The sequence below is a fragment of the Candidatus Rhabdochlamydia sp. W815 genome, assembly GCF_018642185.1.
Taxonomy (GTDB): Bacteria; Chlamydiota; Chlamydiia; order Chlamydiales; family Rhabdochlamydiaceae; genus Rhabdochlamydia; species Rhabdochlamydia oedothoracis.
The window spans coordinates 1-8,521 of sequence record NZ_JAAVTY010000063.1; the positions used below are offsets into that span (position 1 = coordinate 1).

The 8,521-nt window shown below is 36.7% G+C and carries 9 protein-coding genes; 4 read left to right on the forward strand and 5 right to left on the reverse strand.

Going from position 1 to position 8,521, the window contains the following annotated elements; translation table 11 throughout:
• Positions 1-217: 217 nt before the first annotated feature.
• The 4 genes from acpP to RHOW815_RS05240 are packed head-to-tail and all read right to left on the reverse strand — an operon-like array spanning position 218 to position 3,233.
• Positions 218-505 (reverse strand): acyl carrier protein, encoded by a 288-nt coding sequence (gene acpP / locus RHOW815_RS05225; RefSeq protein WP_245397565.1) that lies wholly within the window; start codon positions 503-505, stop codon positions 218-220.
• 37 nt (positions 506-542) lie between these two features.
• Positions 543-1,298: a 3-oxoacyl-[acyl-carrier-protein] reductase gene (fabG, locus tag RHOW815_RS05230; protein ID WP_215217278.1), complete on the reverse strand. Its 756-nt coding sequence runs from the start codon at positions 1,296-1,298 to the stop codon at positions 543-545.
• Entirely contained in the window at positions 1,286-2,242 is a 957-nt protein-coding gene (fabD, locus tag RHOW815_RS05235) for an ACP S-malonyltransferase (protein WP_251368234.1), read from the reverse strand. The genes fabG and fabD overlap by 13 nt, the downstream gene beginning before the upstream one ends.
• The gene (locus RHOW815_RS05240; protein WP_215217280.1) at positions 2,235-3,233 is read right to left on the reverse strand and encodes a beta-ketoacyl-ACP synthase III; all 999 of its coding nucleotides are present in this window, start codon (positions 3,231-3,233) and stop codon (positions 2,235-2,237) included. The genes fabD and RHOW815_RS05240 overlap by 8 nt, the downstream gene beginning before the upstream one ends.
• Before the next feature lie 174 nt (positions 3,234-3,407).
• On the opposite strand from RHOW815_RS05240, the gene recR reads away from it, so the two are divergent.
• From recR to lpxD, 4 genes are all read left to right on the forward strand, one after another.
• On the forward strand, positions 3,408-4,004 hold the full coding sequence (recR, locus tag RHOW815_RS05245) for a recombination mediator RecR (protein ID WP_215217281.1): 597 nt from the start codon (positions 3,408-3,410) through the stop codon (positions 4,002-4,004).
• Between the two features lie 94 nt (positions 4,005-4,098).
• Positions 4,099-6,468: an outer membrane protein assembly factor BamA gene (gene bamA, locus RHOW815_RS05250; RefSeq protein WP_215217282.1), complete on the forward strand. Its 2,370-nt coding sequence runs from the start codon at positions 4,099-4,101 to the stop codon at positions 6,466-6,468.
• 15 nt (positions 6,469-6,483) lie between these two features.
• Positions 6,484-7,047, forward strand: a complete 564-nt coding sequence (locus RHOW815_RS05255) for an OmpH/Skp family outer membrane protein (RefSeq protein ID WP_220017810.1) — start codon at positions 6,484-6,486, stop codon at positions 7,045-7,047.
• A 74-nt stretch (positions 7,048-7,121) separates the two neighbouring features.
• Positions 7,122-8,216, forward strand: a complete 1,095-nt coding sequence (lpxD, locus tag RHOW815_RS05260; protein ID WP_215217284.1) for a UDP-3-O-(3-hydroxymyristoyl)glucosamine N-acyltransferase — start codon at positions 7,122-7,124, stop codon at positions 8,214-8,216.
• A 138-nt stretch (positions 8,217-8,354) separates the two neighbouring features.
• On the opposite strand, the gene RHOW815_RS05265 is transcribed toward lpxD, so the two are convergent.
• Positions 8,355-8,521 (reverse strand): transposase (locus tag RHOW815_RS05265; protein WP_215217286.1); only part of this gene is annotated, 167 nt, incomplete at its 5' end.

An 8,521-nucleotide genomic window follows, 5' to 3' on the forward strand; every position in this document is an offset into this window, starting at 1 on the left:
TTGATTGTTAAAAATCACAATAGAGATTCTTTCATCGCCTGCCTATTCTTTTTTTAATTCTTCTGTGCACTTCAAACTTGAAAAGACTCTTCTTATAAAGATGGTATTTTAGTAATTACTTTTCCAAGAGCAAAAGACCCAGGAATAAGGCGTATTTCTATTAGAAAATAGCAAATTATTCAAAAAATCTAGGGCCGCTATTTAAGCGGCCCAAAACTTAAGTTGCAGAAGTTTTTTTATCTTTTTCATTGCGCTTTTTTTGAATGTAGCCCACTACATCTCTGACGATATAGAGTTTTTCAGCTTCTTCTTGTGGAATTTCAAATCCAAAACGCTCTTCAAAGGCCATAATTAGCTCTGTAAGATCTAAAGAGTCTGTACTAAGATCTTCTGAAAAAGATTTTTCTAAAGAAACTAGAGTGGGATCTAATTGCAGTTGTTCAATAACAATATCAAGTACTTCTTTTTCAAGAGCTTCTTGTTCCATAGATTTCTCGGTTGACATAAGATATCCTTTAGTTAAGTTACATTTACCAAAATCATCACATCACCATTCCGCCATCTACAGCCAATATTTGGCCTGTGATGTAGTTAGAAAGATGACTTGCCAGAAAGACAACTGCATTTGCAATATCTTCAGGCCTGCCCATGGTTTTCATAGGGATTTGACTTAAGATATGCTTTCTTTGCTCTTCTGTTAATTTATCTGTCATACGCGTCTGAACAAACCCCGGTGCTATGCAATTGACGCGGATATTGCGAGAGGCAACCTCTTTTGCTAGCGCTTTTGTAGCACCTTCAACACCTGCTTTAGATGCTACATAGTTAAACTGACCCGGATTGCCTGTTGAAGCTACAATAGAGGAAATATTAATAATATTTCCACTACGAGCTTTTACCATAAGAGGAACAACAAAGCGACATAAATTAAAAAGCGACTTGAGGTTTACTGCAATGACTCGATCAAAGTCTTCTTCGCTCATTCTAATCAATAGACCATCGCGAGTAATGCCGGCGTTATTGACTAAAATATCTATCGATTCCCAAGAGAGCATCAAATCCTTAATTGCGTTATCCACTTCTAGCTTAAGAGAGACATCTACAAGAAAGGATTCTATTCTTTGTTGTTGATGAATCTTAGCCGCTTGCAGCTCTTCTACAACGCGTTCTGCATGCTCTTTATTTGTTCCTAAAATAGCTACATTTGCTCCCTGCTGCAGAAATGCTAAAGCAATAGCTTTACCAATACCAGCGGTGCCTCCTGTAATCAAAGCATTTTTATTTGCTAAGAGCGACATAAAGACTCCCATTGACGTACTAATCCATCTAAATCGGCTACTTTTTCTATATGGAAAGTAGGAACTTGCACTCCTATTCTTTTATTCATTCCACTCAATGTTTTACCAGGCCCTATTTCGAGATAGGCTTGCAGTCCAAAATCTTGCATGGTTAAAATGGATTGCTGCCAACGAACAGGACTTGTCACTTGTTCTAATAAATATTGCTTAATCATAGCGATAGAATCAACTATCGCGCCAGGAACATTCATAGTAAAACAAATTTTACTTTCACAAATAGTAGCATTTTCAATCTTATCAAAAAGCTTTTTCTTGGCAGATTGCATCAGACCACTGTGAAAAGCCCCAGCAACTTCTAAGTCAACGATGCGTTTAGCCCCTTTTTGCTTGAGATATTCGGCTGCTATTGTGAGGTTTTTAATTGTACCTGCAATTACAATTTGACCTGGACAGTTAATATTAGCGATCCAAATAGAACCGCTTTTAGAGCTTATTTCTTGCAAAGCTTCAGCAACCAGCTCCTCAGTAAGTCCTAACACAACTTGCATTTTCCCATTATTCTCTCTACAAGCTTCATGCATAGACTCAGCACGCAATTGCACCAATTTTAAACAATCGCTAAAGTTCATTTTTTCAGAAGCGACTAAAGCTGTATATTCTCCTAAGCTCAAGCCCCCACAAATTGCTGGTTTAAAAAGAGGGATCTGTGTTTGCAAAGTACGCAGAATAGCTATGCTTACCAGATAAATAGCAATTTGGCTGTTTTTAGTAAGGGTTAAAATTTCTGATGAACCTTCAAAAATAATAGAAGAGAAATTTTGCTGTAAAATTTCATTAGCTTCTTGAAACACTTCTCTAGCTATAGGAAAAGTATCGTAAAAATCTTTTCCCATTCCTATATATTGTGTTCCTTGACCCGGAAAGATAAATGCCCATTTATGCATTTTCAGCTCCATAGGTTAAAATAGTAGCTCCCCAAGTAAGTCCTGCGCCAAAAGCTACTAGCAATATATGATCCTCATCTCTTAAGTCTTTTTCCTGTAAGAGCTCATCTAAAGCAATTCCTATAGAAGAAGCTGATGTGTTCCCATATTTATGCAATGTCAAAAAAACATGCTCCATTAGCACATCAAAACGCTTTGCAATAGCTTCAATAATACGCATATTTGCTTGATGAGGAATTAGCCATTTGATCTGTTCTTTTTTTAAAGAGGCTCTTTCTAAGCAGCGACTAGCCGCCATTTCCATTCTACGCACCGCATGTTTAAATAACTCTTTGCCTTCCATTTGTAGATAATGCTGGTTTGCTTGAATAGTCTCCATAGAAGCTGGTTTTTTAGACCCTCCAGCCGGTATCATTAATAGCTCAGCCAATCTTCCATCAGCTCCTAAACAAACATCTGAAATGAATAATCCCTTTCCTTCTTTTGCAACAACGCAGGCTGCTGCACCATCTCCAAAAAGAACACAAGTAGCTCGATCTTTATAATTAACAATGGAAGAGAGTTTTTCAGAAGCTACGACTAAAATAGATCGATACATCCCTGATTCAATATAGGCCTTAGCTTGAGATAAAGCATAAATATACCCGGTGCAAGCAGCCTGCAAATCTACCGCTGCTGCACTAAAAGCACCTAAACGAGCTTGGATTAAGCAGGCTGTGCTGGGGAAAGGGTAATCCGGTGTCAAAGTAGCAAATAAAATAAGCTCGATTTCTTCTACATTAATACCTGCTTTCTCAATAGCTTTTTTAGCTGCCTGAAATCCCATTTCAGAGGTAGGCTCATCTGTTGCTGCTAGCCTTCTCTCCTTCATTCCTGTGCGAGAGACGATCCATTCATCAGAAGTATCGACCATTTTTTCTAAATCGCTATTCGATAACACTTTTTTAGGAAGATAGGAACCGGTAGAAATAATACGCGCTTTTTGAACCATAAACCAAAATTTGCATGTTTAACACTCTATCGAAAATAGTTTATCTTAGTCTGCTAAAAAATGAAAGTGTTTTGTTTTTTGCCTTTACTTAAGTCTTTTATCATTTAAAATTTCCATTGCACGTCTATGCAAATTCCATTATCGTATTGTAAATTAACCAAAAAAACCAAAAAAATGCTTAAATACCCTAAGCACCTTCAACTACTCATTAATTCATTTAAAAAGTTCCCGGGCGTGGGTAATAGAACCGCTGAGCGATTTGCATTTCAAGTATTTAATTGGCCTTTAGAAGATGTGTTGCATTTTTCCGCTACTCTTTCTGAATTAAATCAAAAGGTTTCCTTTTGCCCTGAATGCTCTTGTTTAACAGAAGAAAATGATTGTCATTTTTGCCAATTACCTAGTCGCAATACTTCTCAACTGTGCTTAATTGCCTCTGTAAAAGACGCTTATGCTCTAGAAGAAATGGGGATGTACCAAGGGCTATATCATGTATTAGGATCGTTACTCTCTCCTATTGAAGGGAAAAATGCAGATGGCCTGCCCATGGAGAAGATTAAACAAAGAGTGAAAGATCGCTCGGTTAAAGAAGTAATTATAGCTTTAGATTCTACCCTAGAAGGGGAAGCTACAGCTTTATACATAAAAGAACAACTAGAAAACGATGTGCATATTTCTCGTTTAGCTTTTGGATTGCCTATAGGAAGCTGTTTAGATTTTGTCGATGGAGGCACTCTTGCAAGATCTTTTACAGGAAGACGCTCTTTTTAAAAAAATCAATAAAAGTTAGTAGTTTGCAAAAATTTCAGCAATTTTCTTATAATCAATCCATTTGTATCGTTCTTAGAATAAAACACCATATCGGATGAAATATCAAATGATCAAACAGTTTGCTACTTATCTCTCTTTAATCGCTTTTACCAGCCTCTGCTCTTTGTCGTCAGCTTTTACCTCTTCTTCAACAATAGTATTTGAAGAGTGTCGTATTGCAGACATTGATTTGCAAGTAGAGAACTTGAGCATAAACACCTCTTTTAATCCTCAAATTGTGCTTTCCAAGCTCAAAAGCAAGGTGGGAAATATTTTTTCTCAAGCAGATTTTGACGCGGATTTAAAAACACTTGTTGCAGATTACGATCGAGTAGAACCTTCTATACAGGTTCGGGACCAACAGGTGTATATCACATTAAAAATGTGGCCAAGATCTAAAGTTCGCTCGATTACATGGAATGGAAATAAAAAAATTAAAACCACAGCTTTGCAAAAAGAATTGGGTCTTAAGCCTAATGCTGTTTTCAATCGGCAGTCTTTCAATAAATCTTTTAACAAAGTTAAAGAATACTACGTTAAAAAAGGTTATTTCGAATCACAGCTACAATATATAATCGTACCGCATCCAAAGACAAATGAAGTATCCATTAATATTGAAGTTCATGAAGGACGCTCAGGCCGAATTGAAGATATGATCTTTCAGGGTTTCACAAAAGAAGAAATAAGCGAATTGCTGGGGATGATCTATACAAAAAAATATAATCTACTCAGCTGGCTAACAGGTAAAGGGACCTATCATGAGGAGGGATTAGAACAAGACCGTTTAGCCATTGTGAATTATCTTCAAAACTTAGGGTATGCAGATGCAAAGGTTGATATACAAATTCATGAAGCTGAAACAGAAGGAAAAATTATTCTGGTTATCTCCGCAGAAAAAGGGCCTATTTTTCATTTTAATGCCATTCAATTTGAAGGTAATGAATTATTTTCCAACGAAGAAATCGAAAAGCTCCTTCTCATCCACGAAGGCGATGTGTATTCGCCTGAAAAATTACGAAAAACCTTGCAAGCCATTAAAGATCTATATGGACGCAAGGGGTACTTAGAAGCAAATATCCAAGCTGAAGCCCAACCATGCGTAAACGATACAGCTTTTAATACCTCTTTTCATATTGATGAGGGAAAAAAATATCGCATTGGCATGATTCGGATATATGGGAATATGGCTACACAAGCCCATGTCATCTTGCGCGAATCACTTCTCATACCAGGTGAAACCTTTGATACAGCAAAGCTGCAAGCTACAGAAAACAGATTGCAAAATGTTGGTTATTTCGAAAGTGTAAATGTATATGCAGTCCGTACAGAAGATGAAGAGCAATTTGGTGAAAATTACCGAGATATTTACATTGAGGTTAAAGAAAGCAAAACCGGTCATGCTAGCTTGTTTGTAGGGTTTAGTAGTGCAGAAAGCATTTTTGGCGGATTGGATTTCTCTGAAGCGAATTTTAATATTAAAGGTTTTGCAAGTCTTTTTTCAGAAGGCTCTGCAGCGCTCAGAGGAGGGGGTGAATATGCGCATCTTCGTCTAAGTTTCGGAAAAAAACAACAAGCCTACACGCTCTCTTGGTTAAATCCTTATTTTTGCGATAGTTTATGGAGAGTGGGCTTTGATGTATTTAATACCTATAGCGAATTAACGTCTAAAAAGTACGATATTCAAAAGCTAGGTTTTGATTTACACGCCTCTTATCCTCTTAATAGTTTCTGGACCTTTGGAATAAAATATCGTTTCAATAATTCCAGAACGCATATATCCCAAAGCGCTGCTCCATTAGAAAGAGAGCAGGCGCATCAAGAAGGGATTGTATCAGGATTTGGACCATCTCTTACTTTTGATTCTACTGATAGCCCTTTTAAACCACACAAAGGATTTCGTTCACGCTTAGAAACAGAGTTTGCTGGTTTAGGAGGAGATTTTTATTTTTGGCGTTTTGCTTATTTAAATAGTTACTATATACCTATTTGGAAATGTGGAACCTTTAAATCTCGTTTTGACTTTAACTTTATTGAACCTGTTGGCAGAACCAGTCAACCTACGCAAATTCCTTTAGGAGAGCGTTTCTTTATTGGGGGAATTAACTCTGTACGTGGTTATCGCGACTTTGATTTAGGAGACCATTTTTCTAATGGAGATCCCACCGGTGGTATTTCCTCTACTGTACTATCTCTTGAATATTTACATCAAATCCTCCCTTTTGTAGATGGATTTATTTTTGTAGATGCAGGGAGTATTGGATTGAAACACTGGTATATTAAAGACTTTAAATTTAGTGCAGGTTTTGGAGTACGTATTGAAATAGCAAACCGAGTTCCTATCACTTTAGGAATGGGTTTTCCAATCAACCCTTCAGGACGCAATGAAGTGCGTAGATTTTTCTTTTCTATGGGTGGACAATTTTAACAAGGAGTATATCTTATGAAAAATCCATTTATCTCGACCGTATTGTTTTTTACAGTCCTTAGCACGTCTTTAATAGCTACTGAGTACAAGGTAGTAAACACCAGGGACTGTTTTATGAATTCTAAGTTAGGCAAACAAGAGCAAGAAGCCTTCGAAAATCTTAAAAATCAAAAAGCAGCCTTAATTGAAGACGTAAGCAAACAGCTCGAAGATATTGTGAAAAAGCTAAGCGATCCAGTCATTTTAGATAGCATGAATCCGGAAACAAAGCAGAAATTAGAAAATGATTATGCTAGATTGAGTCAAGATTTGAAAGGAATGTATGAAGAATGTCAGCAAATTCTCTATCAGAAAGAGATGCAGATTGGCCAAAAGCTACAAAGCAATATTGATCAAGCGCTAGAGGAAATGAACAAAGAAGATGGTTGTATTATTTTAAAGAGCGATGCATGCCACTATTATCCTAAGGAATTAGATATAACCAACACTGTGGTTAAAAAATTAGATGAAAGATTTGATCAAATAGCTCAAACACAAAAAAAAACTCCTAATGAAACAAAGCACGAAGTAGTAAAATAGTTCCTTTGTGTATAAAGAATTAAAAATAGAAGGAATTGGGCATTTATCTAGATGAATAAGTGCCTATTAATCATATGAAAAAATTTACTCTACAAGAAATTGCTGCGTTTACAGAATCAACTTTAGTAGGCAATCCCCACCATCTCATTAATAATGTTGACTCACTAGAAAATGCAGGCCCTGAAGATGCTTCCTTTTTAGCTAACCCTCGTTACTGTACATCGATGAGCCAGTCTAAGGCGGGAGTAATCTGTGTAGACAACACTTTTCCTGTAGAAGAAGGAAAAAATTTTCTTCTATCTGATAACCCTTCCATTACTTTTCAAAAGATTATAAAAGCTCTCTTGCTCCCGCAAAATAATTCAGGTTTTAAAGGAATCCATCCTACTGCAGTTATTCACGAGAGTGCAGAAATTGGCCAAAATGTACAAATAGGCCCTTCCGTTGTAATCGACGAAAATACAAAAATTGGCAATGGATGCATCATCTATCCCTTCACTTTTGTGGGTCTTAATAGTTGTCTTGGAGAAGCTTGCATCATTTATTCCCATGTAACCATTCGAGAAAAAATCATCCTTGGTAATCGCGTTATTCTACAACCGGGGGTTGTCGTTGGTTCTTGTGGTTTTGGATATACGACAGATCAAAATGGCCAACATTCCAAATTAGAACAACTCGGTTCTGTTATTATTGAAGATGATGTAGAAATAGGTGCCAATACCACAATCGATCGAGCTCGTTTTAAAGTAACTAGAATAGGTAAAGGAACAAAAATTGATAACCTCGTTCAGATCGCCCACAATGTAAGCCTTGGATCTCATAATATCGTTGTATCTCAAACAGGGATTGCTGGTTCTGTGAAAACAGGTGAAAATGTTATGTTTGGCGGACAAGTAGGTGTTGTAGGCCATGTGGAAATTGCCAGTAATGTCATGATTGCTACCCGTGGTGGAGTCAGTAAATCTATTGATAAACCAGGCAAATACGGAGGCAGTCCTGTCATACCCCTTCCCAAGTACAACAGAGAACAAGCACGTGTTAGAAATATTCCAAAGTACTTAGCGCAAATTGAAGAGTTAAAAAAAAGAGTAGAAGAACTAGAGAAAGCTTTAGAAACCTCTCATGACCTAAAGACTATGCGATTGAAAGCACAGCAAAATATCTTATAACCAGCCTTTCTCTTATATCTTTAAATTAAGATTTAACTAAGTAAAATTTCTTAGATAAAAGAGGCTGTAGTTCTTCCCGATATTTAGGAATATTTTCAAAAAAAGCACAAATCGCCTTCTTAAAATCTAAGAGCCTGTTTAAAATCTTTTCAAAAGTAGAGCAATAAAAGCAAGAACCACCATATTCAGGCTTATATGTAGTTTTCTTGCGCAATTTTTCCATAGCCTGCGACATTTTTCTATCCACGCAAAAGAACGCTCTACAACCCATCTTTTGGGAATAACTGTAAAAGTATGAAGTGTAT

What these genes read in the sequence shown, in the direction of transcription:
- acpP (WP_245397565.1), bottom strand. Translation starts at nt 505, where the DNA reads ATGTCAACCGAGAAATCTATGGAACAAGAAGCTCTTGAAAAAGAAGTA.
- fabD (WP_251368234.1), bottom strand. Translation starts at nt 2,242, where the DNA reads ATGCATAAATGGGCATTTATCTTTCCGGGTCAAGGAACACAATATATA.
- fabG (WP_215217278.1), bottom strand. Translation starts at nt 1,298, where the DNA reads ATGTCGCTCTTAGCAAATAAAAATGCTTTGATTACAGGAGGCACCGCT.
- lpxD (WP_215217284.1), top strand. Translation starts at nt 7,122, where the DNA reads ATGAAAAAATTTACTCTACAAGAAATTGCTGCGTTTACAGAATCAACT.
- recR (WP_215217281.1), top strand. Translation starts at nt 3,408, where the DNA reads ATGCTTAAATACCCTAAGCACCTTCAACTACTCATTAATTCATTTAAA.
- bamA (WP_215217282.1), top strand. Translation starts at nt 4,099, where the DNA reads ATGAAATATCAAATGATCAAACAGTTTGCTACTTATCTCTCTTTAATC.
- RHOW815_RS05255 (WP_220017810.1), top strand. Translation starts at nt 6,484, where the DNA reads ATGAAAAATCCATTTATCTCGACCGTATTGTTTTTTACAGTCCTTAGC.
- RHOW815_RS05240 (WP_215217280.1), bottom strand. Translation starts at nt 3,233, where the DNA reads ATGGTTCAAAAAGCGCGTATTATTTCTACCGGTTCCTATCTTCCTAAA.